The following is a 26432-nucleotide window of genomic DNA, read 5'->3' as shown; positions in this document are numbered from 1 at the left end:
TTTCTCGCCTCACGGCGCGACGCGCAACGCGTCCGCCGGCGTTGGCTCCCCTACCAGGCGCGCACACGCCTCAGGCCCCGCCGCGCAGGCGAGATCGAACAGCTGCCTGAAGCGCGCCACCTCGTCGAACACCCAGTCGCGAAACGCCTTGACCCGCGCGGTCTCCAGCGTCTGCGGGAGGCAGACCAGATAGTATTGCCACGGGCTGGGCCCATCCACATCGAATAGCCGCACGAGCCGGCCTGCTGCGATTTCGTGCATCGCGAGCGAGCGGCGCGTGAGCGCAACCCCCTGGCCGTCGACCGCCGCCTGCAGCAGATTCGACGAATCCTGATACAGCACGCCGCGTTTCGGCTCCGGCCAGTCGGTGAGGCCGGCGGCGTCGAACCACGGGCGCCATAGCTCGTCGTCGGAGCGCAGCAGCGGGACTTTGGCGAGATCGGCCGGGGTTTGCGGCAGCTTGCCGCCGTTGAAGTTGGGCGAGCAGGCCGGGAAGAAAATCTCGTCGAGAAGCAACTCGGCGTGCAGTCCCGGATATTTGCCGAAGCCGAAACGGATCGCCACGTCGACGTCGTCGCGCGCGAAGTCCGTCAGCGCGTTGGTGGTCAGCAGCTCGAGATCCCACTGCGGATGCGCCTCGATAAAGCTGCCGATGCGCGGCGTCACCCAGCGCGCCGCGAACGACGACAGCATCGATATCACGAGGCGCCGCTCGCGGTCGCCGGCGCGGATCGCGCGGGTCGCGTCGGCGAGCTCCATCAGCGCGGCGCGCACCTGGGTGGCGTAGCGGCGGCCGGTCTCGGTGAGGCGCACGCGCTTGCCGTCACGCGCAAACAGCGACACGCCGAGCTCGGCTTCGAGCCCGCGGATCTGGTGGCTGACCGCGCCGTGCGTGACGAAGAGCTCGTCGGCGGCGCGCGAAAAGCTCTCGTGGCGGGCGGCGGCTTCGAACGCCTTGATCGCGTTCAGAGCGGGGAGTTGACGCAGGTCCATCGCAATATTTCTCACATAGACGTGAAAATTGATCGTTTTGCCCAAGTCCTTACTGCACCTAGGATTCTAGTCAGGAAACCATTTTTGGCGAGGGCCTCATGCGAGAAATTTCCTCTAGCATTGCATATGAAATCCGCACTGGCGACACGCTGCCGCTGAAGGTCGCGCGCAGCACGAAGCTGACCGTGCGCGGCGGCGCGGTGTGGGTCACGCGCAGCGACGACACCAAAGACTACTGGCTGCAGCCCGGCCAGACGCTGCATCTGCGCCGCGGCGAGCGGCTCTGGCTCAGCGCCGAGGGCGCCACGTTCGCAAAGGTCACGTTCTTGGTGCCGACCCGCTGCGACAAGCGCGCGCTCAACTGGCTCGCGCGCATCGGCGAGCGCTGGATGATGCGCGTGCGCGGCGGCTGGCGCACGGTTTGAGCGTGGGTGCGGCGGCCGCGCCGCGTCTTACGATGGGGCTGGCGGCGCGCCAGCCCCTCTGCGTTGAGTCCCGTCCCCTCGGGCGCGGTTTCCGAGATTTCGGTAAACTCGCGGGATCATGTGCGCCACCCCTGTTTCTCCGTCTCCTCTAGCTGCCATCGAGCCACCCAAGCTGCGCTGGCTCGGCCTCGAACCCTACCAGGTCAGTTTCGACGCGATGCGTGCGTTCACCGACGCCCGCACCGCCGACACCCCCGACGAAATCTGGCTCGTCGAACATCCGCCCGTCTTCACGCTCGGCCAGGCCGGCGATCCGGCTCACCTGCTCGCGGCCGACAGCAGCATTCCGCTCGTCAAGGTCGACCGCGGCGGGCAGATCACGTATCACGGGCCCGGCCAGGTGGTCGCGTATCTGCTGCTCGACCTGCGCCGGCGCAAGCTGATGGTGCGCGAGCTGGTCACGCGGATCGAGCAGGCCGTGATCGACACCCTGGCGGCGTATAATCTCGCCGGAGAACGCAAGGCGGGCGCCCCTGGCATCTACGTGGCGCCTGGGCCCGAGGCCGGGTCGCATGCCGGCGCGAAGATCGCGGCGCTTGGCCTGAAAATCCGCAATGGTTGCAGCTATCACGGCGTGAGTCTGAACGTGAACATGGACCTGCGGCCGTTTCTCGCGATCAATCCATGCGGCTACGCGGGGCTCGAAACAGTCGATATGGCGACGCTCGGCGTCGCCGCCGGCTGGGACGACGTGGCCCGTACCCTCGCAGCAAGTCTCACCGCAAACCTCGACGGCAATCCCGCGGCCGTCGCCCAACCACAGGCCGGTGCGCTCACCGCCTGACTGGATCGAACGAATGACTGACGTAACCGCGAATTCCGCAGCAGCCAACCCCGCGCCCGAAGGCGTGCCGGCCCCCGCCGCCTACGACGCTACCGCGAAGCAGAAAGCGCAAGCCAAGACCGCGCGCATCCCGATCAAGGTCGTCCCGATCGAAAAGCTGAAGAAGCCGGACTGGATTCGCGTGAAGGCGGCCACCGGCAACTCGCGCTTCTACGAGATCAAGCAGATCCTGCGCGAGCACAATCTTCACACGGTGTGTGAAGAGGCGAGCTGCCCGAACATCGGCGAATGCTTCGGCAAGGGCACCGCGACCTTCATGATCATGGGCGACAAGTGCACGCGCCGCTGCCCGTTCTGCGACGTGGGCCACGGCCGTCCCGATCCTCTCGACGTCGACGAACCGGCCAACCTCGCGCGCACCATTGCGGCGCTGAAGCTGAAGTACGTGGTGATCACGAGCGTCGATCGTGACGATCTGCGCGACGGCGGTGCGGCGCACTTCGTCGAATGTATTCGTCAGACGCGCGAGCTGTCGCCGGAAACGCGCATCGAAATCCTGACGCCGGACTTCCGCGGCCGCCTCGACCGCGCGCTCGGCATCCTCAACGCGGCGCCGCCCGACGTGATGAACCACAACCTTGAAACGGTGCCGCGCCTGTACAAGGAAGCGCGCCCGGGTTCGGACTACGCGCATTCGCTGAAGCTGTTGAAGGACTTCAAGGCGCTGCATCCGCACGTCGCGACCAAGTCCGGCCTGATGGTCGGTCTCGGCGAAACCGAAGAGGAAATCCTGCAGGTGATGCGCGATCTGCGCGAGCACGACGTCGACATGCTGACGATCGGCCAGTATCTGCAGCCGTCGGAGCACCATCTGCCGGTGCGCGCTTACGTGCATCCGGACACCTTCAAGATGTACGAGGAAGAGGCGTACAAGATGGGCTTCACGCACGCCGCGGTGGGCGCGATGGTTCGTTCGAGCTATCACGCCGACGTGCAGGCGCATGGAGCCGGCGTAGTCTGACGCGCTGACGCCTCGCCGCTGTTGCCTCGCCGCTGTTGCCTCGCTTCACGCCCGCAAAAATGAAAAAGCCCGCCGATGTGCGGGCTTTTTTTTGAACCGTTCATCTATCAGTAAGGAAACGACACGTGGCAACTGGGATCGACCGCGGGACCTCCGCGCAATGGCCTTATCCGCGGCTGATCGCGCACCGCTGCGGCGGCACGCTCGCGCCGGAAAACACGCTGGCCGGTTTCGACGCCTGCGTGCGCTACGGCTATCGCATGGTCGAATTCGACGCGAAGCTGTCCGCCGACAACGCGCCGTTCCTGCTGCACGACGACACGCTCGATCGCACGACCAACGGCCACGGGCCCGCGGCCATGCACACCTGGCACCAACTCGCCGCTCTGGATGCCGGCGCGTGGCGCGGCGCCGCGTTCGCCGGCACGCGGCTGCCGACGCTGGCCGACGCGGCCGGGCGTTGCGCGCGCGACGGCATCGCCGCGAACATCGAGATCAAGCCGTGTGCGGGCCGCGAAGTCATCACCGGCACGCTGGTCGCCCAAGGCGCGCTCGAGCTTTGGCGAGGGCAGACGCCGCCGCTCCTGTCGTCATTTTCGTTCGACGCGCTCGCCGCCGCGCGCGCTGCCGCGCCGTCGCTGCCGCGCGGCATGCTGTTCGAGCAGGTGCCGGCGGACTGGTTGAGCATCGTGCGTGAGCTCGACTGCGTATCGCTGCACGCGAGTCACCGTTATCTGAGCGAGCCGCTGGTCGCGCAGATCCGCGCGGCCGGGCTGCGCGTGCTCGCGTACACGGTGAACGATCCGGCGCGCGCGCGGGTGCTCGAAGAATGGGGCGTCGACATGATTTGCACGGATCGGATCGATCTGTTGAGCTGAAGTCGCGCTCGCGAGCTTCGCGCCAACCCCTGCGGGTTTTCCCGCAACCGTGCGCGCACTGGATTCCGGATTCCCCGACAGCATTCGTCCGGATTTCCGGAATCCGGGACGGCGCGCGCCGCGCCTTACCTAAAAACCCATAAAAATCAAGGCTCTCAGTCTGAAATTAAACTGGCATCGACCTTGCAAATTAAAACGCGTGGCCGCCACGGCCCGACATAAAAGCAAGGAGACAACGATGTCCGATTTCCCTTCCCGGTATTTCTGAATTCGTCGTCTTTGCAGCGGCCCGCTACCGTGCGCGCACGTGACGACGTTTCGTTTGCGTGTCGCGCGTCGCGGCAGGTCATTCGCTCATATCCCTCGCAGGAACCATCGTGAAGAAACCTATCCATAAAGTGCTGTACGTCCAGGTGATCGTGGCGATCATCATCGGCATCGTACTCGGACATTTCTACCCGAACCTCGCCACCGACATGAAGCCGCTCGGCGACGGCTTCATCAAGCTGATCAAGATGGTGATCGGGCCGATCATCTTCTGCACGGTCGTGACTGGCATCGCCGGCATGGAAGACATGAAGAAGGTCGGACGCGTCGGCGGCAAGGCGCTGTTGTACTTCGAAATCGTCTCGACGTTCGCTCTGGTGCTCGGCCTCGCCGCCACGCACCTGCTGCGACCCGGCGCCGGCTTCAACGTCGACCCGGCCTCGCTCGATAGCCGCGCGGTCGCGTCGTACGCCGCGAAGGCGCACGGCCAGTCGACCGTCGACTTCTTCATGCACCTGATTCCGGACACGCTGTCGTCGGCGTTCGCGCAGGGTGAAATCCTGCAGATCCTGCTGATCGCGCTGCTGTTCGGCGCCGTGCTCGCGACGGCCGGTGAGAAGGGCAAGCCCGTCACGAACTTCATCGAAGGGCTCTCGCACATTCTGTTCGGCATGGTGCGCATCATCACGAAGCTCGCGCCGATCGGCGCGTTCGGCGCGATGGCCTTCACGATCGGCAAGTACGGCATCGGCTCGCTGCTGCCGATGCTCAAGCTGATCGGCACGTTCTATCTGACCTCGATCGTATTCGTGGTGGTCGTGCTCGGCGCAATCGCACGGATGGTGGGCTTCAACATCCTGCGTTTCGTCGCGTACATCAAGGAAGAGATGCTGATCGTGCTCGGCACGAGCTCGTCCGAAGCCGCGCTGCCGCAACTGATGCAGAAGCTCGAAAATCTCGGCTGCTCGCGCTCGGTGGTGGGCCTCGTGGTGCCGACCGGCTACTCGTTCAACCTCGACGGCACCAACATCTACATGACGATGGCGGTGCTGTTCATCGCCCAGGCGACCAACACCGACCTCTCGTGGGGCCAGCAGCTGACGCTGCTCGCGGTGACGATGCTGACCTCGAAGGGCGCGAGCGGCGTGACCGGCGCGGGCTTCATCACGCTCGCGGCGACGCTGGCCGTGGTGCCGACGATTCCGCTGTCGGGCATGGTGCTGATCCTTGGCATCGACCGCTTCATGAGCGAGTGCCGCGCGCTGACGAACATCGTCGGCAACGGTGTCGCGACGGTCGTCGTATCGGCCTGGGAAAAAGAGCTCGATCGCGCCCGGCTGAACAAGGTGCTGCGCGGCGAGGTGGCGGTCAAAGAGCCGGCCGGCGTTTGAGCCGCGCTCGCCAACCCTGTCGTGACCAGCGCGGACGCTTGAGCATGAAACCGGCGTCCGCGCGTCTTTCCGAGGCGTCTGCTGTCGCTCCGGCGTCCCCGGCACCTTCGACGCCTACCTCGGGCGGCGACCCCTTGCCGCCCTATGCCACAATGTCCGATGCTCATCTATCGGACCTTGCCAACGTGACCCGCCGCCTGCTGATTCTCTTCGCGCTCGCAGCCGGGCTCGTGGCGGCATGCTGGCTCACCTACAGCCTTGCGTGGAAAAGCGGTGCCGACACGCTGCGGCGCAACGCCGCCGTGCGCGCCGAGCGAACCGCGAGCGCGCTCAGGAGCACGCTCGAACGCTACGAATCGCTGCCTTATCTGCTCGCCGAGCATCCGATCGTGCAGGACGTGCTGATCGATCCGAACCCCGCCAACGTCCAGCGCGCGAATCTCTATCTCGAAGACCTGAACCGCCATGCGCGCGCGACGGTCACCTACATCATTTCGCTCGACGGCTACTGCGTCGCCGCCAGCAACTGGCGCGGCCCGGGCAGCTTCGTCGGCGCCGGCTATCAGTTCCGGCCGTATTTCGTCGATGCGATGAATGGCGGCGTCGGCCGCTTCTTCGGCATCGGCACGATTTCGCAGGCGCCCGGCTACTACATCTCGCAGCCGGTGCGGCGCGACGGCAAGATCGTCGGTGTGGCGGTCGTCAAGCTCGACCTCGAATGGTTTCAGGGCGTCGATGCGTCCGAGCCGCTCGTCGTCACCGACGATCATGGCGTGATCTTCCTGTCGTCGGTGCCGGCGTGGAAATACCACACGATCCGGCCGCTGCCCGGCCGGATCGCCGATTCGATCTATCAGGCGCGCCAGTACGCGCAGCAGCCGATCGAGCCGCTGCCGGTGACGGTCGAGCGCATGCTCGAAGGCAATGCGCAGATTCTGCGGATCGGCGGCGGGCGCCTGGCACCGCGCTACCTCGCGTCGCGGCACGCGATGGGCGAGCCGGACTGGCATCTGATCACGATGTCGCCGGTCGATCCCGTCGATGCCGACGCGCTCAAGGCGACCATCGTCACCGGCTTCGGCTACGTGTCGCTGGTGCTGCTCGCGTTCTACTGGCGCATGCGGCGCGCGCGCGTGCGCGAAGTGATGCGCAGCCGCGCGCTGCTGCAGAAGGCGTATGCCGAACTGAACCAGCGCGTCGCCGAGCGCACCGCGGATCTGTCCGAGGCGAACGAGCAACTGCACAAGGAAGTCGCCGAGCGCACCCGCGCCGAACAGGAGCTGCGCGCCGCGCACGACGAACTGATCCAGGCGAGTAAGCTCGCCGCGCTCGGCCAGATGGCGGCCGGCATCACGCACGAGCTGAACCAGCCGCTCGCGGCACTGCGCAGTTTCTCCGACAACACCCGCGTGCTGCTCGAACGCGGCGATCAGGCATCGGCGCGTGAGAATCTCGAAGCGATCGCGGCGCTCACCGAGCGCATGGGCAAGATCACCAATCAGCTGAAGCTGTTCGTCGGCCGCGCGCGGCCACGCAGCGCGCGCGCGTCGGTCGTGCGGGCGCTGCGCAACGTCGTCGCGCTACTGCAGAAGCGTCTGCAGGGCGTCGAGCTCGAATTCGTGCTGACCGATGCCGAGGCAGACACCGTCGCGAAGGCCGCCGCTGCGCCAGGCGGCGCGCGCACGCCGCTGAATCTCGCCGACGATCATCCGGAGCTGATCGCGAATTGCGACGATCTGCGGCTCGAACAGGTGCTGATCAACCTGCTCGGCAACGCGCTCGACGCAACTGCCGGCATGAACCCGCCGCGTATCACGGTCGAGGTCGAGGCCGGCGCCGCGAATCTGTCGATCGCGGTCGGCGACAACGGCCCCGGCATTCCCGACGACGTGTTGCCGCACCTGTTCGAACCGTTCTTCACGACGAAGGAAATGGGCCAGGGGCTCGGCCTTGGCCTCGCGATTTCGTCGTCGATCGCGCGTGATTGCGGCGGCTCGCTGGTCGCGCGCAACGCGCCGCAAGGCGGTGCATCATTCGTGTTGACGCTGCGTCGCGCGCGCGTGCAGACCAGTCCTTCGCACGATCCGCTGACGGCGGGCTCCTGATTTCACACCGACGCATCACCCGGAACACGCAATGAACGATGGCCTGCAAGTGCTGTATATCGAAGACGACGAACTGGTGCGGCGCGCGAGCGTGCAGAGCCTGCAACTGGCCGGCTTCGACGTGATCGGCCATGCATCGGTCGAGGCGGCGGCGAAGCTGATCAGCGCGGACTTTTCCGGCGTGATCGTCAGCGATATCCGGCTGCCCGGCGCGAGCGGCCTCGATCTGCTCGCGCAGTGCCACGAGCGCGCGCCCGACGTGCCGGTGATTCTGGTCACCGGCCACGGCGATATCTCGATGGCCGTGCAGGCGATGCGCGATGGCGCCTACGACTTCATCGAAAAGCCGTTCGCGTCCGAGCGGCTGATCGAAACCGTGCGGCGTGCAATGGAGCGCCGCAAGCTCGTGCTCGAAAACCTCGCGCTGCGCCGTGAGCTGGCTGGCCAGAACGCGGTCGCGCCGCGCATCATCGGCCGTAGTCCCGCGATCGAGCAGGTGCGGCGCCTGATCGCCAACGTCGCGCCAACCGACGCGTCCGTGCTGATCAACGGCGATACCGGCGCGGGCAAGGAGCTGATCGCGCGCAGCCTGCACGAGATGTCGCCGCGGCGTGACAAGCCGTTCATCGCGGTGAACTGCGGCGCGCTGCCCGAGCCGATGTTCGAGTCAGAGATGTTCGGCTACGAGCCGGGCGCGTTCACCGGTGCGGCCAAACGACGGATCGGCAAGCTCGAACATGCATCGGGCGGCACGCTGTTTCTCGACGAGATCGAGAGCATGCCGCTCGCTCTGCAGGTCAAGCTGCTGCGTGTGCTGCAGGATGGCGTGCTCGAGCGGCTCGGCTCGAATCAGCCGATTCGGGTCAATTGCCGCGTGGTCGCGGCGGCGAAGGGCGATATGGCCGAGCATGTCGCGGATGGCTCGTTCCGGCGCGATCTGCTGTACCGGCTCAACGTGGTGACGATCGCGCTGCCGCCGTTGAGCGAGCGTCGCGAGGACATCGTGCCGCTGTTCGAGCATTTCCTGCTCGATGCTGCGGTCCGTTATCAGCGGCCGGCGCCGATGCTCACCGATCGCCAGCGTGCGAGCCTGATGCAGCGCGACTGGCCGGGCAATGTGCGCGAGCTGCGCAATGCCGCCGACCGCTTCGTGCTGGGCATCGCCGACGAACCGGTGCTGTCGTTCGGCGAAGACGACGGGGCCACCCATCCGCTGAAGGAGCGTGTCGAGCAGTTCGAGCGCGCGATGATTGCCGAGGCGTTGGAGCAGGCGGGCGGCGTGGTCGCGGTCGCGGCAGACCGGCTGCAGCTTGGCAAGGCGACGCTCTACGAGAAGATCAAGCGATATGGCCTTGCGGCAAAAGGCGAAGGGGAGCGGTGATCAGGAGGGCACCGGCGGCGGGAGATTGCGCCGGCGCGTTGAGGATCTGCTTGACCCGGCTTAAGCCGCGCCAGCTTTCAGCGCTTTGGCGAGCAACTGGTCGAGTTCCGCGAATTGCGGCTCGCCGACGTAGCGCTTCAGGATCTTGCCGTCTTTATCGACGACGAAGGTGGTCGGCGTGAGCTGCACGTTGCCGAACTGCTTGGCGGCCGAGCCGTCGTCCATGGCGACCTTGAACGGCAGCTGACGCGTTTGCGTGTAGTTGGTCACGTACATCGGCGCGTCGTAGTTCATCGCCACCGCGACGAATTCGAGGCCCTGGCTCTTGAAGCGGTTATAAGTCTCGACCATCTGCGGCATTTCCTTCATGCAGGTGTCGCAGCTCGTTGCCCAGAAATTGACCAAATAAACCTTGCCTTTCAGGTCCGCGGTCGTCAGCTTCTGTCCCGATAGCAGCGTGAAGGTCGCATCTGGCACGCGCTGTTGACCGGCAAACGCCAGGTAACCGGCGACGGCGAGCGCAATGGCCACGGCCACCGCAATCAGATAGCGAAGCGGGTTCGTGCGCCGGGCGGCGGTCGGTGAATTGGAACTCATGGACGGAACCTCGTGAGTCGCGCGCGGCGCGGAACAATGGGTCGGTGCAATGGCGCTCGGGCCGGTGCTGAATAGCTTTTCCATTGTAGCTGCAATGGGGCGGCTGCGCCGAGGTGGCCGAAGCGTGCGACTCGGCGCGACGGGCCGGAAGCCGATCAGCGGATAATGGAGTTTTACGCTCCGCAAGCCCGATCTCTTCCGCCCCATGCTCCAAATCGTTCTTCGCGTCTGCCGCTTGGTTGCCCGCGTTTCGTGCCGCTTTCCGTTGATCCGCCGAATTCCCGCCCGCCGTGCGAACGTATTCCAGCCGGCGGGCCATTTCCTTCGCGCTTTCACGCGACCCGGTCACGCTCGTACCGTGCTCGGCGCGATGACGGCCGCGTTGGCGGTCGGCGTCGCGCTCAGCGCCTGCTCGCCGACCTTCGACTGGCGCACCGTGATGAATAACGACAAGGGCTATACGGTCGACTTCCCGGCCAAGCCGGGCAACGACCAGCGCGCGGTGCAGATCGACGGCACACCCATGCAGATGGCAATGCAGACTGCAGAAGCGGGCAATGCGGTCTTCGCTGTCGGCACCGTGATGCTGCCCGACGATACCGACGCGACGCAGCGCGCCGCACTCGATTTCCTGCGCGCGGGACTGGCGCGCAACGTCGGCGCGACACCCGATGCTCACGCGGTGCAGATCCCGCTGGCGGCGGGCGGCAAGATTCCGGGGCAGGAAATGACGGTGAGCGGCGCCGCGGGCGCCAAACACGAAACGCGCACCGTGTATGCGCGGCTCGTCGCGCGCGGCCGGCACGTGTACCAGGCGGCGATCATCGCCGATCAACCGCTGCCGCAAGACCAGGTCGACCAGTTTTTTTCGTCGTTCCAACTCTACTGAACGCGGTATTTTTGGCCGAACGGACGCGCCTCAGAATGCCGAATGCAGTGAAAGTTCCTTCGCAGGTTTGCGCGCTAATTACCGGTTTACGTTGAGCTTTTTGAGTTACGCGCACAACCTGTGGATAACTCTGTTGAGAAGTCGCCTTCGAAGGCCGCAAAAGCCCATCAGACGGGCCTTTCGTCAAAATCCATGAGCGCAGGGCGTTTTAAAAAAGTCAATTAAATCAATTGCTTGAGGGGATGCCTGTCTGCGCGCTTGCGAGTTGTATCAAAATCTAACAGGATCGTGGCTGTGTGAATAAGTCAAGTCTTGACAGTAGTTTTTTCTCATCATAACGAGCCAAAAGCGCGGCGGTATTGGATTGCCTCGGCGACCTGTGCGGCGCTCGGCATCGCCTCGCCAGCCAGATCCGCGACGGTGCGCGCGACCTTCAACACCCGGTAGTACGCGCGCGCCGACCAGCCAAACCGCTCGCCGGCTTCGCGCAACAGTGCCTCGCCTGCTGCGTCCGGGCGGCACACATCGTCGACTTCGCGCCCGTCCAGTTCGCGGTTGGTCTTGCCTTGCCGGACCAGTTGCCGCTCGCGCGCAGCGCTCACGCGGTGTGCGATCGCCGCGCTTGCTTCGCCGGCGGTAGCGGCGCGGGCCGCGAGTTCGGTGGCGGTCAGAGCCGGAATTTCCAGCTGGATGTCGATGCGGTCGAGCAGTGGTCCCGACAATTTACGCAGATAGCGCGCCGCAACTTCGGGCGTACAGCGGCAGCGCCCGCCCGGATCGCCGCGCCAGCCGCACGGGCACGGGTTCATTGCGGCGATCAGTTGGCAGGCAGCGGGGAAGTCCGCTTGCCAGGCGGCGCGCGAGATCGTGATGCGGCCGGCTTCGAGCGGCTCGCGCAGCGTTTCGAGCACCACGCGGTCGAATTCATAGGCTCGTCGAGAAACAGCACGCCCAGATGCGCGAGCGTGATCTCGCCAGGCTGCGGCGGATTGCGTCCGCCGACCAGCGCCGCCGCGCTCGACGAATGGTGCGGCGCGCGAAACGGCCGCTGCCGCCACTGCGACGGCTTGAAGCCGATGCGGCTCGCCGACAGCAGCGCGGCGGAAGCGAGCGCTTCGTCGTCGGTCATTGGCGGCAGCAGGCCGGGCAGGCGTGCCGCGAGCATCGACTTGCCGGCGCCGGGCGGCCCGATCAGCAGCACGTGATGGCCGCCGGCCGCCGCGACTTCGAGTGCGCGCCGCGCGGCACGCTGGCCGATCACGTCAGCCATGTCCGGCGCCGGAGCGCCGGCGTGCTCGTAGAGCTCGGGTGCGGCGACCGGCCTAAGACGCGCGTCCGGCGCGCCTGCGAGGTGCGCGCATAGCGACGGCAGATCGGCGGCGCCGAACACGTCGACACCGGGCACGAGCGCCGCTTCCGCCGCGCTAGCGGCCGGCAGGTAAAGCTGTGGGGTATGAAACGCCTGCGCGGCTACTTGATCGAGGAGGGCTGGCAACGCGGAACGCGTTTCAGATGATGCGTCGGCGTCTGCGCCGGCGGCGTCTGCGCTCGTCATAGCGCCCCGCGCGGTGCCGCATGCCATCGCGAACGCGCCGCGCATCGGCCGCAGCGCGCCGGTCAGCGACAGCTCGCCGGCGAACTCGCGATGGAGCAGCGATTCGGCCGGAATTTGCCCGCTCGCGGCGAGGATGCCGAGCGCGATAGGCAGATCGAAACGACCGGATTCTTTCGGCAGATCGGCGGGCGCGAGGTTGACGGTGATGCGGCGGACCGGGAAATCAAAACCGCAGTTCTGCAGCGCCGCGCGCACGCGCTCACGGCTCTCGCGCACTTCCAGGTCGGGCAGGCCGACGATCGAAAAGGACGGCAGTCCATTGGCGAGGTGAACCTCGACGGTCACTTCGGGCGCACGGCCAGCGGCCGGCGCGCGGCTGCGCACCACGGCAAGCGACATATTCCCTCCCGTCGGACAGCGCGCTCACTTCGCGCGCAAATCCCCTAAAACGCTGATGACGTCACGGCCCGCTTGCCGGTGATGTGCGGCACTGCGCAGCGCTAAGGCTGCAACCAGTGCTTACGGCGTCTGCGTGAGCGGCAGCTTCTGTTCGAGCTCGGCGACGCGGCGCTCGAGTTCTTCCAGGCGCGCGCGCGTACGCACGAGCACCTGGGTCTGCGTATCGAATTCCTCTCGCGTGACCAGATCGAGCTTCGAGAAGCCCTGCGTCAGCATTGCTTTGACGTTGCGTTCGACATCCTTGGCCGGCGAATTCTTGAACAGATCGCTGACGCGAGCCTGGAAGTCGTTAAAAACGTCGTTCGGTTGTTTCATCGTGTTCCCCTTGGTGCACAAAAAATGTGCATGTTTCATTGCGCCTGTGCCCCGTTGCGGCGAATGGGCGGTCCTGGTGCGCGCGGCTGCTTCGCTGCCGTGGCCTCGTGAGCGTGTTTGGTGCGCGCCTCGCGTTCAGAACGTTCGAACACTCTAGCAACGATCCCCCCGCCGCGCCACCGCCGGCCGCGCCGCTGGCCGTTCGGACAAGGCCGGCCGGGCGCGCTGCGCCACCCGCGCGACGCGCAGTCAGACACGATATGGCATAGGAGTTGCTGTTACTGCCGCGCGCGCACTGCCAGGGCACTTTTACCGGGAGCGCAGGAGACCGCGGTCACGTGTACGCAACGGGGCAGCAACGGTTCAGCAACAACTAGCGAGGATTTCATGAAACTCATTACCGCAATCATCAAGCCGTTCAAGCTGGATGAAGCGCGCGAAGCCCTGTCGGCGATCGGCGTGTCGGGCATCACGGTGACCGAAGTCAAAGGCTTCGGACGGCAGAAGGGCCACACCGAGCTGTATCGGGGCGCTGAATACGTGGTCGATTTTCTGCCGAAGGTGAAGATCGAAGCGGCGGTATCGGACGACATCGTGGATCAGGCGATCGAGGCGCTCGAGCGCGCGGCGCGAACCGGCAAAATCGGCGACGGCAAGATCTTCGTGACGCCGATCGAGCAGGTGGTTCGGATCCGCACCGGCGAGACCGGCGCGGACGCACTGTAAAAAATCAAAGCATAGCGACACGGATCGCGACAAGAGGAAAACCAAGATGCGCAAACTCATGATGTCCCTGCTGATGGCCGGCTCGCTGCTCGCGGCCGGTGTCGGCACCGCCCTCGCGGACGACGCGTCCGCTCCCGCGGCCGCCTCCGCTCCCGATACGACGGCGAGCGCGCCCGCACCGGACGCCTCCGCCGCAGTCGCTGCCCCGGCTGCTTCGGCTCCCGCCGCCGAAGCGTCCGCCGCGCCGGCGGCAAGCGCACCGGCCGCCACCGACGCATCGGCTGCCGCTGCCGCAGCCGCGCCGGCCGCGCCGACCGCACCGTTCTCGGTCGATTCGTCGAAGCTCAACTCCGGCGACACCGCGTGGATGCTGACTTCCACCGCGCTGGTGCTGTTCATGACGATCCCGGGCCTCGCACTGTTCTACGGCGGCATGGTCCGCAAGAAGAACGTGCTCGCGACGCTGATGCAAAGCTTCGCGATCACGTGTCTGGTGACGATCGTCTGGACCGTGGTCGGCTACAGCCTCGCGTTCACGCCGGGCAACTCGTTCATCGGCGGCTTCTCGCGCGTGTTCATGACGGGCATGAACTACATCAAGGGCGACAAGGCCACGACGCTGACCGTCAGCCATCTCGCGCCGACGATCCCCGAGACGGTCTACTTCGTCTACCAGATGACTTTCGCGATCATCACGCCGGCGCTGATCACCGGTGCGTTCGCGGACCGCATGAAGTTCTCGGCGATGCTGGTGTTCATGACGCTGTGGTCGGTCATCGTCTACTCGCCGATCGCGCACATGGTGTGGGAACCGAGCGGCTGGCTGGCGACCGCGGGCATCCTCGACTTCGCGGGCGGCACGGTGGTGCACATCAACGCGGGTATCGCGGGTCTGGTCTGCTGTCTGGTGCTCGGCAAGCGCGTCGGCTACGGCAAGGAGTCGATGGCGCCGCACAACCTGACGCTGACGCTGATCGGTGGCGCGATGCTGTGGGTCGGCTGGTTCGGCTTCAACGCGGGTTCGGCGGTAGCGGCGGACGGCCGTGCCGGCTTCGCGATGTTCGCGACACAGGTGGCGACCGCCGCGGCGGCGCTCGCATGGATGTTCGCCGAATGGGCGGCCAAGGGTAAGCCGTCGGTGCTCGGTATCGTGTCGGGCGCGGTCGCGGGTCTGGTGGCGGTGACGCCGGCGTCGGGCTTCGTCGGCACGGTAGGCGCGCTGGTGATCGGCATCGTCGCGGGCGTGGTCTGCTTCTGGTCGGCCACGTGGCTCAAGCACAAGCTCGGCTACGACGATTCGCTCGACGCGTTCGGCGTGCACTGCATCGGCGGCATCATCGGCGCGATCCTGACGGGCGTGTTCGCGGTCAAGGACATCGGCGGCTCCGACGGCAACGTGATCCTGCAGGCGAAGGGCGTGCTGACGACGCTGATCTACAGCGGCGTGGTGAGCTTCGTGCTGCTGAAGATCATCGACATGGTGATCGGCATCCGCGTGACCGAAGAGCAGGAGCGCGAAGGCCTCGACGTGAGCCTGCACGGCGAGAAAGTCGAATAACGAAGAATCTGTTGCGCTGCGGGCCCGCGCTCCTGGGCCCGCCAGTCTGGAAAAAGCTGATCGCAGCAAAATTCGCCCGCCTTCATGGCGGGCTTTTTTCTTGCTGATCGGGTTGCGAACGGCAATTTTCCGCGCCTATCATCGAGATAGGGAGAATGCATTCGGGTCTGCTTGCGAATGGAGAAACCGTCCCCAAATGGACAAAGCATTTGCTCTACAATCTTTTTTCTCCAGTCTGCGAGTGATCAATGGTTCCGCACCTAGTTACGGCGTTAAACGGCCCGCTGCTCGACCTCGAGCGGAAGATCCTCGACGCCACGCCCGCTATCGAACGCTGGTTCCGGCTTGAATGGCAGGAGCACACGCCGCCGTTCTATTGCTCCGTCGATCTGCGTAACGCGGGCTTCAAGCTCGCGCCGGTCGACACCAACCTGTTTCCCGGCGCATTCAACAATCTGCCGCAGGAAGTGCTGCCGCTCGCGGTGCAGGCCGCGATGGCGTCGATCGAAAAGATCTGCCCAGACGCGAAGAATCTCCTCGTGATTCCGGAGCGCCACACGCGCAACGCGTTCTACCTCGAAAACGTCGCCCGGCTTGCGTCGATCATGCGCCAGGCGGGCCTGAACGTACGCTTCGGCACGCTCGATGAAACCATCAACGGCCCGGTCACGATCGCGCTGTCCGACGGCCAGAAGCTCGTGCTCGAACCGCTCGAGCGCTCGCAGCGGCGCTTGGGGCTGAAGAACTTCGACCCGTGCTCGATTCTGCTGAACAACGACCTGTCCGGCGGCATTCCGCCCGTGCTCGAAAATCTGCACGAGCAGTACCTGCTGCCGCCGCTGCATGCGGGCTGGGCAGTACGCCGCAAGTCGACGCATTTCTCGTGTTATGACGACGTCGCGAAGAAGTTCGCGAAGATGGTCGAGATCGATCCGTGGATGATCAATCCGTATTTCGCGCACGTCGAGGGCGTCGACTTCCAGCAGCGCACCGGCGAGGAAGCGCTGGCCGATGCGATCGACGGCGTGCTGAAGAAGATCGCGCGCAAGTATCGCGAGTACGGCATCTCCGAAAAACCGTATGTCGTGATCAAGTCGGATGCGGGCACTTACGGCATGGGCGTGATGACCGTGCACGACGCGTCGGAAGTCGCCGCGCTGACGAAGCGCGAACGCACGCGCATGGCCGCAACCAAGGACGGCCTCGAAGTGCACGACGTGATCGTGCAGGAAGGCGTGTACACGTTCGAGCGCATCGGCGAGGAAGTCGCCGAGCCGGTCGTCTACATGATCGACCGCTACGTGGTGGGCGGCTTCTATCGCGTGCACGGCAGCCGCGAGCGCGACCAGAACCTGAACGCGCCGGGCATGCACTTCGTGCCGCTCGGCTTCGAGCATACGGCGCTGCCCGATGCGCACGCGAAGCCCGGCGCGGCGCCGCCGAACCGCTTCTATATGTATGGCGTCGTGGCGCGGCTCGGGTTGCTGGCCGCATCGGTCGAACTCGAAAAGACCGATCCCGAAGCGATCCAGGTCTAAGCCATCTCGCGCGGCAGGATGGCGGCATGCGTGCCGCCATCGCCGTCTTCAAAGACTATATTGACGAACAATGTCACGCCCGTCAGGGCGCACCGGGACTTTCATGGACATTCTTTTCATCGCCGATCCGCTCAGCCATTTCAAGATTTACAAAGACTCGACCTACGCGATGATGGCCGAAGCGGCGCGCCGCGGTCACACGGTGTACACCTGCGAGCCGAAGCATCTGGCGTGGACGGGCGGCGATGTCGAAGCGAACGTGCAGCGCATTGCGATCACCGGCGATACCGCCGATCTGCATCGTGACGTCTGGTTTGTCGCCGATGCCGCCGCGCCGCGCGCGCTTGCGAGCTTCGGCGCGGTTGTGATGCGCAAAGACCCGCCGTTCGACATGGAATACGTGACATCGACGTGGCTGCTCGAACTGGCCGAGCGTGGCGGCGCGCGCGTCTTCAACAAGCCGCAGGCGATCCGCGATCATTCGGAGAAGCTCGCGATCGGCGAGTTCGCGCAGTTCGTCGCGCCGACGCTGGTCACGCGCGATCCGGCGCGTCTGCGCGCGTTCCACGAACAGCACGGCGACGTGATCCTGAAGCCGCTCGACGGCATGGGCGGCATGGGCGTGTTTCGCGTGAAGGCGGACGGCATGAACCTCGGCTCGATCGTCGAAATGCTGAGCCACGACGGCGCACGCTCGGTGATGGCGCAGAAATTCATCCCCGAGATCAAGGAGGGTGACAAGCGCATCCTGCTGATCGGCGGCGAAGCGGTGCCATACTCGCTCGCGCGCATTCCTCAGGGTAATGAGGTGCGCGGCAACCTGGCGGCCGGTGGACTGGGTGTCGCGCGCCCGCTCAGCGAGCAGGACCGCAAGATCGCCGATACGCTCGCGCCGGTGCTGGCGGCGCGCGGCTTGCTGCTGGTCGGACTCGATGCGATCGGCGACTGGCTCACCGAAGTCAACGTCACGAGCCCGACGTGTTTCCGCGAGATCATGGATCAGACCGGCTTCGACGTCGCCGCGATGTTCGTCGACGCGCTGGAGCGCGCGGTCGGCTGACGCGCCGACTCTAGCGGCCTTGATTGCCCGGCCGCACCCCCAATCTGTGTAGTAAATCCGCATCAGGCGCGCCGTCGGGATTGGCGCGAAAATGAGGCTGCTACAATGCCCGCTCGCCCGACGATGCATTTCCACCCTCGCGACCCACGGCCGGTCCGGGGCGATGGCGAACCGGGCTCGAGTCCCGGTCCACGGTTTTGGGGCCGTTCTATTGCAGTAAGGCTGACATGGCAGGCATTCTGATCATTGCGCACGCTCCATTCGCCACCGCGTTGCGCGATTGCATTTCCCACATCTATGGCGGTTTGCCGGCGCGTATCGGCGTGATCGATGTGTCGCCGGATTGCGATCCCGCGCAGGTCGTCGCGTTCGCGAATTCGGAAGTCGCGCGGTTGAAGGAAGAGAACGGCGCGCTCGTGCTGACCGATATGTTCGGCGCGACGCCGGCCAACATCGCGGGCCGGCTCGCCACCGAGCCGGATGTGCGCGTGCTGTGCGGCGTCAATCTGCCGATGCTGGTGCGTGCGGTCTGCTATCGCGCGACGCCGCTCGACACGCTCGTCGACAAGGCGCTCGCCGGCGCGACCAAGGGCGTGCACGCGATCGGACCGGCGACGCCGGAACCGGTCGCGGCGTCAGCCTGCCCGGCCGATTGCCTGCCGGCGCTGCCGGCTGACGCGGCGCCCGCCGACTGTGTTCCCGCGTTGCCGGCCGATGCCGATCTGACGCAGAAGCCGGACGCGCCCGGCCTGTAAATCGGGCTGGTTCGCAGGCAAGCTTCGACGGATTCAAGCGGTTTCGCAACGGCGCCAAGCGCATTGCAGCCGCTTTGCAGTTTGACTTTTCACCATTTCATTCACCCGCGCTTCGGACCATCACATGCTGCAACAAGAAACGACAATTGTGAACAAGCTGGGGCTGCACGCGCGCGCGTCGGCCAAGTTGACGCAACTCGCGGGCAACTACCAGGCGGAAATCTGGATGAGCCGCAATGGCCGTCGTATCAACGCAAAGAGCATCATGGGCGTGATGATGCTCGCCGCGGGCATCGGCAGTACCGTGCTGATCGAAACGGAAGGTACCGACGAACAGGAAGCGATGGACGCGCTGTTGAAACTGATCGCCGATAAATTTGGCGAAGGTCAATAACGCCGCGCGCTTTGTGTTCGACAAACCCGAAAATGCCGCGGCTCAGTCCGCGGCTTTTTTTTCGCCGCCGACATTTGAATATCAGAAGAGGCCCGCTGCTAATCGACATTAAGGCTTATAGAAGCGGCGCGAAAGCCGCGGGGAAGAGTGCGTAAGGCCACATGCGCGTAGGGCGACACGCGTTTTCAATGTTTAAACCATATATTGTCCGACGCGTAGAAAGCGCAGCTTCGCGGTGTACGAGGACACCTGTATGCGATAACTCGTGCTGCGCTGCACACACCGCCGACATACTTCAAAAAGGCGCGGAATTTATAATGCCAGGTACAGTCTGAGAGCATTGCAGCGGTTTGCCGCGGCATCACACAACTAGAGGAGGTGCGCGTGTCATTCACGCTGCATGGAATTCCCGTCTCGCGCGGTATCGCCATCGGGCGGGCCTATCTGATCGCCCCGGCAGCACTCGACGTAGACCACTATCTGATCGAACCCGCCCAGATCGAAGGGGAGGTCGGGCGCTTTCGCGCGGCTCAGCAACGCGTGCATGAAGAACTCAACGTGCTGCGCGCCGATCTCGCCGCGGATGCCCCCAGTGAAATGGGCGCGTTCATCGACGTTCACACGATGATCCTGAACGACGTGATGCTGGTTCAGGAAACCATCGACTTGATCCGCACGCGCCGCTACAACGTCGAGTGGGCGCTGACCGAACAGCTGGAAAGACTCTCGCGCCATTTCGACGATATCGAAGACGAATACCTGCGCGAACGCAAAGCCGACATCGAACAGGTCGTCGAACGTGTGCTGAAGGCGCTCGCGGGTGCGCCGGGCATCGTCGACAACGTGCATGGCGCGTGCGATGAAATGATCGTCGTCGCGCACGACATCGCGCCGGCCGACATGATGCAGTTCAAGACGCAGACGTTCCAGGGCTTCGTCACCGATCTCGGCGGGCGCACGTCGCATACCGCGATCGTCGCGCGCAGCCTCGGCATTCCGGCCGCGGTCGGCGTGCAGCATGCGAGCGCGCTGATCCGCCAGGACGATCTGATCATCGTCGATGGCGACCACGGCATCGTGATCGTCGATCCCGCGCCGATCGTGCTCGAGGAATACTCGTATCGGCAAAGCGAGAAGGAGCTCGAGCAGCGCAAGCTGCAACGGCTCAAGTTCTCGCCGACGCAAACGCTGTGCGGCACGCGCATCGAACTGTGCGCGAACATCGAGTTGCCGGACGATGCGCGCGCGGCGATCGAATCGGGCGCGACCGGCGTGGGTCTGTTTCGCACCGAGTTCCTGTTCATGAATCACAAGGACCGGATGGCCGAAGAGGAGGAGCAGTTCAGCGCGTATCGTCGCGCGGTCGAACTGATGAACGGCTTGCCGGTCACGATCCGCACGATCGACGTCGGCGCCGACAAACCGCTCGATTCGATGGCCGGCGGCGACGGCTACGAGACCGCCGTGAATCCGGCGCTCGGCTTGCGCGCAATTCGCTGGAGCCTGTCCGAGCCGCAGATGTTCCTCACGCAGCTGCGCGCGATCCTGCGCGCGTCGGCGTTCGGCAAGGTGAAGATCCTGATCCCGATGCTCGCGCACGCGCAGGAAATCGACCAGACGCTCGATCTGATCCGCGAAGCCAAGCGCCAACTCGACGACGCGGGCATTGCTTATGATCCGAACGTGCAGGTCGGCGCGATGATCGAGATTCCGGCCGCCGCGATCGCGTTGCCGCTGTTTCTGAAGCGGCTCGATTTCCTGTCGATCGGCACCAACGATCTGATCCAGTACACGCTCGCGATCGATCGCGCGGACAACGCGGTCGCGCATCTGTACGACCCGCTGCATCCGGCCGTGCTGCACCTGATCGCGTTCACGCTGCGCGAGGCGAAGCGTGCGGGCGTACCGGTGTCGGTGTGCGGCGAGATGGCGGGCGATCCGGCGTTGACGCGTCTGTTGCTCGGCATGGGCCTGACCGAGTTTTCGATGCATCCGAGCCAACTGCTCGAGGTCAAGCAGGAGGTGCTGCGCTCGCATCTGAAGACGCTCGAAAAGCCCGTGGCCGACGTGCTGGCTTCGTTCGAGCCGGAAGAGGTGCAGGCGGCGCTCAAGCGGGTCGCGCTGGTGTGAATCCGACGCGCTTCGTCTCGCCTCGTTGAACGAAAAAACACCGCACATGCGGCGTTTTTCTGTTTCGGCGTCGTTCGGACGCGCAGTGGGGAACCGCCTCAAGAGCCGTGCGCGTGGCCGCACACCGGGCAATCCGGCTGACGTCCGATGCGCATCGTGTTCCATTCCATTCGCAGCGAATCGAGCATCGTCAGGCGGCCCACGAGCGGCGTGCCGATTGCGCCGATCACCTTCAGCGCTTCGGCAGCCTGCATCGAACCGATGATGCCGACCGTCGGCGCGAACACACCCATCGTCGAGCAGGCGACTTCCTCGAACGGCTGGTCTTCGGGAAACACGCACGCGTAGCATGGCGACGCTTCGTCGCGGAAATCGAAGGTGCTGATCTGGCCGTCGAAGCGCAGCGCCGCGCCCGACACGAGCGGCACGCGATGCTTGACGCACGCGCGGTTGATCGCGTGACGCGTCGCGAAGTTGTCGGTGCAATCGAGCACGACACTCGCGTGCGGCACCTCGCGATCGAGCCATGCATCGTCGACGCGCTCGGCGACCGCGCTGACGACGACCTCGGGATTGATCTGCGCGAGCGTGTCGCGCCCGGACTCGACCTTGCTGCGTCCAACCGACGCGCTGACGTGCAGGATCTGGCGCTGCAGATTGGTCAGGTCGACGGTGTCGGCATCGACGAGCGTCAGACGGCCGACGCCCGCCGCCGCGAGATACATTGCGGCCGGCGAACCGAGCCCGCCCGCGCCGACGACGATCGCGTGGGCGTCGATAAAACGCTGCTGCGCCTCGATGCCGATTTCGTCGACGAGGATATGGCGGGAGTAGCGAAGGAGTTGATCGTCATTCATGGCGGGGCGCGTGGTGTGTCGCTATGTCGCGGTGTCGCGCAAGGAGAGGCAGGCCGGAGGGCCGCGGCGCGCATTCGTGGCTGTTATTTTAATCGCGCGGGGAGGGTGGCTGCTGCGGCTTGCCGTGAGACGCCGCCGGTTAAGCGGCGGCCTGTGCTGAAACTGCTGCGGCGTGTCTTCGCAGACTATCGTGCTGCGAAGACACGCGCGGGTTCGCTGCTTATTGGCCAGCTTATTTGCCGGCTTACTTTCCAGCGGGAGCCGGTGCCGAAGCCGGCGCCGGTCCCGATGCGCCCGGCACCGGTTGCGTCGGCTTAACCGCGACCGGCGCGGAGGCCGACGTGCCCGGCTTGTTCTGCGCGAGACGGCGTTCCATCAGCGATTTGGATTCCTGAACCGGCTTGCCTTCGAGCTTGCCGACCGCCTGTTGCATCATGAAGTCGTCGTTGGAACCGAACTCGACCGGCTTGCGTTCGCGTTCCTTCTGGCGCTGCTCCGGCGTCTTCTTGTCGTTCTGCTCTTCGAGCTGACGCAACTGCTCCATGCGCTCCGACTCGCGCTGCTCGGCTTCCTTCTTCTCGTTCGGGTCCTGCGTGTTCGCAAGGTGATTCGAGTAGTCGACTTCGCGAGTGACGAGCGCGTCGTCCGGATCGCCGTCCGCGTATTGATCGACCGGAAGGTCGGGGCGGATGCCCTTGTTCTGGATCGAACGGCCGCTCGGCGTGTAGTAATACGCGGTGGTCAGGCGCAGCGCGGTGTCCGCCGTCATGGGGCGTACGGTTTGCACCGAACCCTTGCCGAACGTGGTCTTGCCGAGAATCAGCGCGCGGTGCTGATCCTGCAGCGCGCCCGCGACGATTTCCGATGCCGACGCCGAGTAGGCGTTGGTCAGCACGATCATCGGCACGGTCTTGAAGATGGCCGGGACGTCTTTCAGCGGATCGCTGTCGAACGATTGCAGACGGTAGTTATCGTAGGTGTCGCGATAGATCTGCTTCGAATCCGGAATCTGGCCGTTGGTCGACACCACCACCGAATTCGGCGGCAGGAACGCGCCCGCGACGCCGACCGCGCTTTGCAGCAAACCGCCGCCGTTGTTGCGCAGGTCGAGGATGAGGCCCTTCAGGTTCGGCTCCTGGCGCGCCAGATCCTGCAGCTTGGCCGCGAGGTCAGGCGTGGTGCGTTCCTGGAAGCTCGTGATGCGCACGTACGCGAAGCCCGGCGCAACGATCTTGCCCTTCACCGACTGAACCTTGATGATCGCGCGCGTGACGGTCAGCGGGAACGTGCGGTCGTCGGTCTTGCGGAAGATGGTCAGCGTGACCTTGGTGCCCGGCTCGCCGCGCATCTGCTTGACCGCCTGGTCGAGCGTCATGCCGCGCACGGGCTTGTCGTTGATGCGCGTGATCAGGTCGCCCGGACGGATGCCGGCGCGGAACGCGGGCGTGTCTTCGATAGGCGAAATCACCTTGATCAGGCCGTCTTCCGACGAAATTTCGATGCCGAGGCCCGCGAAGCGGCCCTTGGTCTGCTCCTGCAGCTCTTCGTAATCGGTCTTGTCGAGGTACGACGAGTGCGGGTCGAGGCTCGAGACCATGCCCTTGATCGCGGAAGTGAGAAGCTTCTTGTCGTCGACCGGTTCGACGTATTCGTGCTTGATCTGCCCGAACACTTCGGCGAAGAGCCTGAGCTGGTCTAGCGGCAGCGGGGCGACCGCGGCGCTAGCGGGTTGCTGGGCCGAGGCGGAGAATTGCAGGGTGGCAAGGACACCGGTAGCAAGGCCCACGGCAATCAGGCCGATATTTTTCAGGTTCTTTCGCATAGAGTCTATTGCGGTCGGAAGCGCGTGGCAGCGTCGATAAAGATTGGACGGACAAGTATAACTGCACACCCGCCTGCTCAGGGCGCGGTGCAGGCAATCGTGCTTCGACAGTACGGGAAGGTCCTGGTTCTTGCGAACCGGCCCGCGGCTGGCGGGCCGTGCGATACGCCGCGCGGCACAATACAGTTTTTCCTGCCGGGCCGGTTGTCTCCGTGCGGCCCCGGGCCTTCCCGTGGCGAGGGGCCGCGGCCGGAAACGCGCGATCAGCCCGCCTTGCCTTGGCTCGCGACCGCGGCTTGCGCCTTTGCGATCGCGTCCTGGTCGCCGAGATAGTAGTGCTTGATCGGCTTCAGATCTTCGTCGAGTTCATAGACGAGCGGCACGCCGTTCGGGATGTTCAGGCCGACGATGTCGCTGTCCGAGATGTTGTCGAGGTACTTGACCAGCGCGCGGATCGAGTTGCCGTGCGCGGCGATCAGGATGCTGCGCCCAGACTTGATGGCCGGCGCAATCGACTCGTTCCACAGCGGCAGCACGCGCGCGACCGTGTCTTTCAGGCACTCGGTCAGCGGCAGTTGCTCGCGCGGCACCTTGGCGTAGCGCGGATCGGTGTACGGCGCGCGCTCGTCGGTCGGCTCGAGCGCGGGCGGCGGCGTGTCGTAGCTGCGGCGCCAGACCAGCACCTGCTCGTCGCCGAATTTGGCTGCCGTTTCGGCCTTGTTCAGACCCGACAGCGCGCCGTAGTGGCGTTCGTTCAGGCGCCATGAATGCACGACGGGCAGGTACATCAGATCCATCTTGTCCTGCACGTGCCACAGCGTGCGGATCGCGCGCTTGAGCACCGACGTATAGGCGATGTCGAACGTATAGCCCGACTCCTTGAGCAGCACGCCCGCCTGCTGCGCCTCGAGGCTGCCCTGCTCGGTGAGGTCGACGTCGATCCAGCCGGTGAAGCGGTTTTCCTTGTTCCACGTCGATTCGCCGTGGCGGATGAGAACGAGTTTGTACATAAGAGTTGCCGGTCGGTAGTGAGGAAGCGGTCTCGCGCTGTGCGGCGCCTTCGGCGGCGCATCGCCATCGCGTCAAACGGTTATTTTATAATGGTCGGGTTGACCTTTTCGATTTCTCTCTTTCCGGCGGATCTTCCGTGAAGTTTTTCACCGAATACACAAACCTTGTCCTGATCGCAATCGTCCTTATCTCTGGTGGGTTGCTGCTGTGGCCGACCATCAGTCGGCGTGGACGTGGCGGCCTGTCGGCCGCTGAAGCCACCCAACTGATCAACCGGCGCAACGCGGCGGTCATCGATCTGCGGCCGTCCGCCGACTACGCCAAGGGGCACCTGCCCTCGGCACGGCATTTCGAATTCGCGGAGTTGCAGGCGAAAGTCACGCAACTCGCGAAGAACAAGAGCAACCCGGTGCTGCTGGTATGCCAGACCGGCCAGCAGTCGAACAAGGCCGCACGTATCGTGCAGGAAGCGGGATACGCGGAAGTCCATGTTCTCGAAGGCGGCGTCGACGCCTGGCAGAAAGCCGGTATGCCGGTTGTGAAACAAGGAGCAGCCAAGTGAACAAAGTGATCATGTACAGCACCCAGGTGTGCCCGTATTGCCAGATGGCCGAACGTCTTTTAAAGTCGCGCGGCGTCGAGCAGGTTGAAAAAGTACTGATCGACAAAGACCCGGCCCGCCGTGAGGAGATGATGACCCGGACCGGGCGTCGCACGGTGCCGCAGGTGTTCATCGGCGAGACGCATGTCGGCGGCTATGATGACCTTTCCGCGCTCGATCGCGCGGGCGGTCTGACGCCGCTGCTCGAAGCAGCCTGAGTTCGCGCGTTTCGCGCCGCGCGAGCGGGCGGACCACTCGATAAGCCGACGCGTGCGCGCTCCTCGTGGAGCCGGCGAGCCGGCGCAATAATCTGGCGGCCCATGCGTGCATCGGCCGCCGCCACGCATACCTATCAGGAATCACCATCATGTCCGACGAGAATAACCAGCCGTTCTTCAACATCCAGCGCATCTATCTGAAGGACATGTCGCTCGAGCAGCCGAATTCGCCGGCAATCTTCCTCGAGCAGGAAATGCCGTCGGTTGAAGTCGAAGTCGACGTGAAGGCCGAGCGCCTCGCAGAATCCGTGTTCGAAATCCTCGTGACGGGCACCGTTACGGCCAAGGTGTCGGACAAGGTCGCGTTCCTGATCGAAGCGAAACAGGCCGGCATTTTTGACATTCGCAACATTCCTGCCGAGCAGATCGATCCGCTGGTTGGCATCGCCTGCCCGACCATCCTGTTCCCGTACCTGCGCTCGAACATCGCCGACGCGATCACCCGCGCCGGTTTCCCGCCGATCCACCTCGCCGAGATAAACTTCCAGGCGCTGTACGAGCAGCGTCTCGCGCAAATGAGCGCGGCCCAGCAGGGCGACGGCGCGGCGCAAAGCGGCGTCACGCATTAAGGCGCCGCGGGCC

At 64.9% G+C, this 26432-nt stretch carries 24 protein-coding genes and 1 pseudogene; 18 read left to right on the top strand and 7 right to left on the bottom strand.

Annotation, left to right across the window (positions count from 1 at the left end):
* Positions 1–9: 9 nt before the first annotated feature.
* Positions 10–993, bottom strand: coding sequence for a transcriptional regulator GcvA (locus G5S42_RS27835; protein ID WP_176109677.1), 984 nt, complete (start codon positions 991–993; stop codon positions 10–12).
* A gap of 98 nt (positions 994–1091) precedes the next feature.
* Here G5S42_RS27835 and G5S42_RS27830 point away from each other — a divergent pair, with 98 nt between their 5' ends.
* From G5S42_RS27830 to G5S42_RS27800, 7 genes are all read left to right on the top strand, one after another.
* Positions 1092–1418 (top strand): DUF2917 domain-containing protein, encoded by a 327-nt coding sequence (locus G5S42_RS27830; protein ID WP_176109676.1) that lies wholly within the window; start codon positions 1092–1094, stop codon positions 1416–1418.
* Between the two features lie 118 nt (positions 1419–1536).
* The gene (gene lipB, locus G5S42_RS27825) at positions 1537–2262 is read left to right on the top strand and encodes a lipoyl(octanoyl) transferase LipB (protein WP_176109675.1); all 726 of its coding nucleotides are present in this window, start codon (positions 1537–1539) and stop codon (positions 2260–2262) included.
* Positions 2263–2275: 13 nt separating this feature from the next.
* On the top strand, positions 2276–3283 hold the full coding sequence (lipA, locus tag G5S42_RS27820) for a lipoyl synthase (RefSeq protein WP_176109674.1): 1008 nt from the start codon (positions 2276–2278) through the stop codon (positions 3281–3283).
* Between the two features lie 125 nt (positions 3284–3408).
* Positions 3409–4161, top strand: a complete 753-nt coding sequence (ugpQ, locus tag G5S42_RS27815; protein ID WP_176109673.1) for a glycerophosphodiester phosphodiesterase — start codon at positions 3409–3411, stop codon at positions 4159–4161.
* Positions 4162–4538: 377 nt separating this feature from the next.
* The gene (locus tag G5S42_RS27810; RefSeq protein WP_176109672.1) at positions 4539–5819 is read left to right on the top strand and encodes a dicarboxylate/amino acid:cation symporter; all 1281 of its coding nucleotides are present in this window, start codon (positions 4539–4541) and stop codon (positions 5817–5819) included.
* 44 nt (positions 5820–5863) lie between these two features.
* Positions 5864–7924 (top strand): sensor histidine kinase, encoded by a 2061-nt coding sequence (locus G5S42_RS27805; RefSeq protein WP_176109671.1) that lies wholly within the window; start codon positions 5864–5866, stop codon positions 7922–7924.
* 31 nt (positions 7925–7955) lie between these two features.
* Complete coding sequence (locus G5S42_RS27800; RefSeq protein ID WP_176109670.1) at positions 7956–9305, top strand: sigma-54-dependent transcriptional regulator; 1350 nt, start codon at positions 7956–7958, stop codon at positions 9303–9305.
* A gap of 60 nt (positions 9306–9365) precedes the next feature.
* On the opposite strand, the gene G5S42_RS27795 is transcribed toward G5S42_RS27800, so the two are convergent.
* Entirely contained in the window at positions 9366–9902 is a 537-nt protein-coding gene (locus tag G5S42_RS27795; protein WP_176109669.1) for a TlpA disulfide reductase family protein, read from the bottom strand.
* 205 nt (positions 9903–10107) lie between these two features.
* On the opposite strand from G5S42_RS27795, the gene G5S42_RS27790 reads away from it, so the two are divergent.
* Positions 10108–10791: a hypothetical protein gene (locus G5S42_RS27790; RefSeq protein ID WP_176109668.1), complete on the top strand. Its 684-nt coding sequence runs from the start codon at positions 10108–10110 to the stop codon at positions 10789–10791.
* Between the two features lie 332 nt (positions 10792–11123).
* On the opposite strand, the pseudogene G5S42_RS27785 reads toward G5S42_RS27790, so the two are convergent.
* Positions 11124–12745 (bottom strand): annotated as a pseudogene (locus G5S42_RS27785) (YifB family Mg chelatase-like AAA ATPase).
* A 120-nt stretch (positions 12746–12865) separates the two neighbouring features.
* A complete protein-coding gene (locus tag G5S42_RS27780) occupies positions 12866–13120 on the bottom strand; it encodes an accessory factor UbiK family protein (protein ID WP_176109667.1) in 255 nt (84 codons plus the stop codon).
* Between the two features lie 387 nt (positions 13121–13507).
* Between G5S42_RS27780 and G5S42_RS27775 the strand changes: the two genes are divergently transcribed.
* The 7 genes from G5S42_RS27775 (at position 13508) to ptsP (ending at position 21281) form a co-directional block, all read left to right on the top strand.
* Positions 13508–13846 carry a P-II family nitrogen regulator gene (locus G5S42_RS27775; RefSeq protein ID WP_013088261.1) on the top strand — a complete coding sequence of 113 codons (339 nt, stop codon included), beginning with the start codon at positions 13508–13510 and terminating at the stop codon, positions 13844–13846.
* A gap of 46 nt (positions 13847–13892) precedes the next feature.
* Positions 13893–15404 (top strand): ammonium transporter, encoded by a 1512-nt coding sequence (locus tag G5S42_RS27770; RefSeq protein WP_176109666.1) that lies wholly within the window; start codon positions 13893–13895, stop codon positions 15402–15404.
* Positions 15405–15652: 248 nt separating this feature from the next.
* Positions 15653–16942 carry a glutamate--cysteine ligase gene (gene gshA, locus G5S42_RS27765; protein WP_018434736.1) on the top strand — a complete coding sequence of 430 codons (1290 nt, stop codon included), beginning with the start codon at positions 15653–15655 and terminating at the stop codon, positions 16940–16942.
* A gap of 103 nt (positions 16943–17045) precedes the next feature.
* Positions 17046–18002, top strand: a complete 957-nt coding sequence (gshB, locus tag G5S42_RS27760; RefSeq protein ID WP_176109665.1) for a glutathione synthase — start codon at positions 17046–17048, stop codon at positions 18000–18002.
* Positions 18003–18229: 227 nt separating this feature from the next.
* Positions 18230–18757 (top strand): PTS sugar transporter subunit IIA, encoded by a 528-nt coding sequence (locus G5S42_RS27755; RefSeq protein WP_176109664.1) that lies wholly within the window; start codon positions 18230–18232, stop codon positions 18755–18757.
* Between the two features lie 124 nt (positions 18758–18881).
* Positions 18882–19151: an HPr family phosphocarrier protein gene (locus G5S42_RS27750; RefSeq protein WP_013088266.1), complete on the top strand. Its 270-nt coding sequence runs from the start codon at positions 18882–18884 to the stop codon at positions 19149–19151.
* A 384-nt stretch (positions 19152–19535) separates the two neighbouring features.
* Complete coding sequence (gene ptsP / locus G5S42_RS27745) at positions 19536–21281, top strand: phosphoenolpyruvate--protein phosphotransferase (protein WP_176109663.1); 1746 nt, start codon at positions 19536–19538, stop codon at positions 21279–21281.
* Positions 21282–21379: 98 nt separating this feature from the next.
* Here ptsP and G5S42_RS27740 read toward each other — a convergent pair whose 3' ends face one another.
* From G5S42_RS27740 to gpmA, 3 genes are all read right to left on the bottom strand, one after another.
* Positions 21380–22138 carry a HesA/MoeB/ThiF family protein gene (locus G5S42_RS27740; protein WP_176109662.1) on the bottom strand — a complete coding sequence of 253 codons (759 nt, stop codon included), beginning with the start codon at positions 22136–22138 and terminating at the stop codon, positions 21380–21382.
* A gap of 244 nt (positions 22139–22382) precedes the next feature.
* Positions 22383–23960, bottom strand: a complete 1578-nt coding sequence (locus G5S42_RS27735; RefSeq protein WP_176109661.1) for a S41 family peptidase — start codon at positions 23958–23960, stop codon at positions 22383–22385.
* A gap of 263 nt (positions 23961–24223) precedes the next feature.
* The gene (gpmA, locus tag G5S42_RS27730) at positions 24224–24970 is read right to left on the bottom strand and encodes a 2,3-diphosphoglycerate-dependent phosphoglycerate mutase (protein ID WP_176109660.1); all 747 of its coding nucleotides are present in this window, start codon (positions 24968–24970) and stop codon (positions 24224–24226) included.
* 137 nt (positions 24971–25107) lie between these two features.
* Between gpmA and G5S42_RS27725 the strand changes: the two genes are divergently transcribed.
* The 3 genes from G5S42_RS27725 (at position 25108) to secB (ending at position 26419) form a co-directional block, all read left to right on the top strand.
* Positions 25108–25533, top strand: a complete 426-nt coding sequence (locus G5S42_RS27725; protein ID WP_013088271.1) for a rhodanese-like domain-containing protein — start codon at positions 25108–25110, stop codon at positions 25531–25533.
* Positions 25530–25790, top strand: coding sequence for a glutaredoxin 3 (grxC, locus tag G5S42_RS27720; RefSeq protein ID WP_062125843.1), 261 nt, complete (start codon positions 25530–25532; stop codon positions 25788–25790). The genes G5S42_RS27725 and grxC overlap by 4 nt, the downstream gene beginning before the upstream one ends.
* 149 nt (positions 25791–25939) lie before the next feature.
* On the top strand, positions 25940–26419 hold the full coding sequence (gene secB, locus G5S42_RS27715) for a protein-export chaperone SecB (RefSeq protein WP_176109659.1): 480 nt from the start codon (positions 25940–25942) through the stop codon (positions 26417–26419).
* The last annotated feature ends 13 nt before the right edge of the window (positions 26420–26432 follow it).

The sequence above is a fragment of the Paraburkholderia youngii genome, assembly GCF_013366925.1.
Lineage (GTDB): Bacteria > Pseudomonadota > Gammaproteobacteria > Burkholderiales > Burkholderiaceae > Paraburkholderia > Paraburkholderia youngii.
Note: the sequence above shows the minus strand (reverse complement) of the source record. Positions and strands in the feature narration are given on the sequence as shown.

What these genes read in the sequence shown, in the direction of transcription:
- G5S42_RS27835 (WP_176109677.1), bottom strand. Translation starts at nt 993, where the DNA reads ATGGACCTGCGTCAACTCCCCGCTCTGAACGCGATCAAGGCGTTCGAA.
- G5S42_RS27830 (WP_176109676.1), top strand. Translation starts at nt 1,092, where the DNA reads ATGCGAGAAATTTCCTCTAGCATTGCATATGAAATCCGCACTGGCGAC.
- lipB (WP_176109675.1), top strand. Translation starts at nt 1,537, where the DNA reads ATGTGCGCCACCCCTGTTTCTCCGTCTCCTCTAGCTGCCATCGAGCCA.
- lipA (WP_176109674.1), top strand. Translation starts at nt 2,276, where the DNA reads ATGACTGACGTAACCGCGAATTCCGCAGCAGCCAACCCCGCGCCCGAA.
- G5S42_RS27805 (WP_176109671.1), top strand. Translation starts at nt 5,864, where the DNA reads ATGAAACCGGCGTCCGCGCGTCTTTCCGAGGCGTCTGCTGTCGCTCCG.
- G5S42_RS27800 (WP_176109670.1), top strand. Translation starts at nt 7,956, where the DNA reads ATGAACGATGGCCTGCAAGTGCTGTATATCGAAGACGACGAACTGGTG.
- G5S42_RS27795 (WP_176109669.1), bottom strand. Translation starts at nt 9,902, where the DNA reads ATGAGTTCCAATTCACCGACCGCCGCCCGGCGCACGAACCCGCTTCGC.
- G5S42_RS27790 (WP_176109668.1), top strand. Translation starts at nt 10,108, where the DNA reads ATGCTCCAAATCGTTCTTCGCGTCTGCCGCTTGGTTGCCCGCGTTTCG.
- G5S42_RS27780 (WP_176109667.1), bottom strand. Translation starts at nt 13,120, where the DNA reads ATGAAACAACCGAACGACGTTTTTAACGACTTCCAGGCTCGCGTCAGC.
- G5S42_RS27775 (WP_013088261.1), top strand. Translation starts at nt 13,508, where the DNA reads ATGAAACTCATTACCGCAATCATCAAGCCGTTCAAGCTGGATGAAGCG.
- G5S42_RS27770 (WP_176109666.1), top strand. Translation starts at nt 13,893, where the DNA reads ATGCGCAAACTCATGATGTCCCTGCTGATGGCCGGCTCGCTGCTCGCG.
- gshA (WP_018434736.1), top strand. Translation starts at nt 15,653, where the DNA reads ATGGTTCCGCACCTAGTTACGGCGTTAAACGGCCCGCTGCTCGACCTC.
- gshB (WP_176109665.1), top strand. Translation starts at nt 17,046, where the DNA reads ATGGACATTCTTTTCATCGCCGATCCGCTCAGCCATTTCAAGATTTAC.
- G5S42_RS27755 (WP_176109664.1), top strand. Translation starts at nt 18,230, where the DNA reads ATGGCAGGCATTCTGATCATTGCGCACGCTCCATTCGCCACCGCGTTG.
- G5S42_RS27750 (WP_013088266.1), top strand. Translation starts at nt 18,882, where the DNA reads ATGCTGCAACAAGAAACGACAATTGTGAACAAGCTGGGGCTGCACGCG.
- G5S42_RS27740 (WP_176109662.1), bottom strand. Translation starts at nt 22,138, where the DNA reads ATGAATGACGATCAACTCCTTCGCTACTCCCGCCATATCCTCGTCGAC.
- G5S42_RS27735 (WP_176109661.1), bottom strand. Translation starts at nt 23,960, where the DNA reads ATGCGAAAGAACCTGAAAAATATCGGCCTGATTGCCGTGGGCCTTGCT.
- gpmA (WP_176109660.1), bottom strand. Translation starts at nt 24,970, where the DNA reads ATGTACAAACTCGTTCTCATCCGCCACGGCGAATCGACGTGGAACAAG.
- secB (WP_176109659.1), top strand. Translation starts at nt 25,940, where the DNA reads ATGTCCGACGAGAATAACCAGCCGTTCTTCAACATCCAGCGCATCTAT.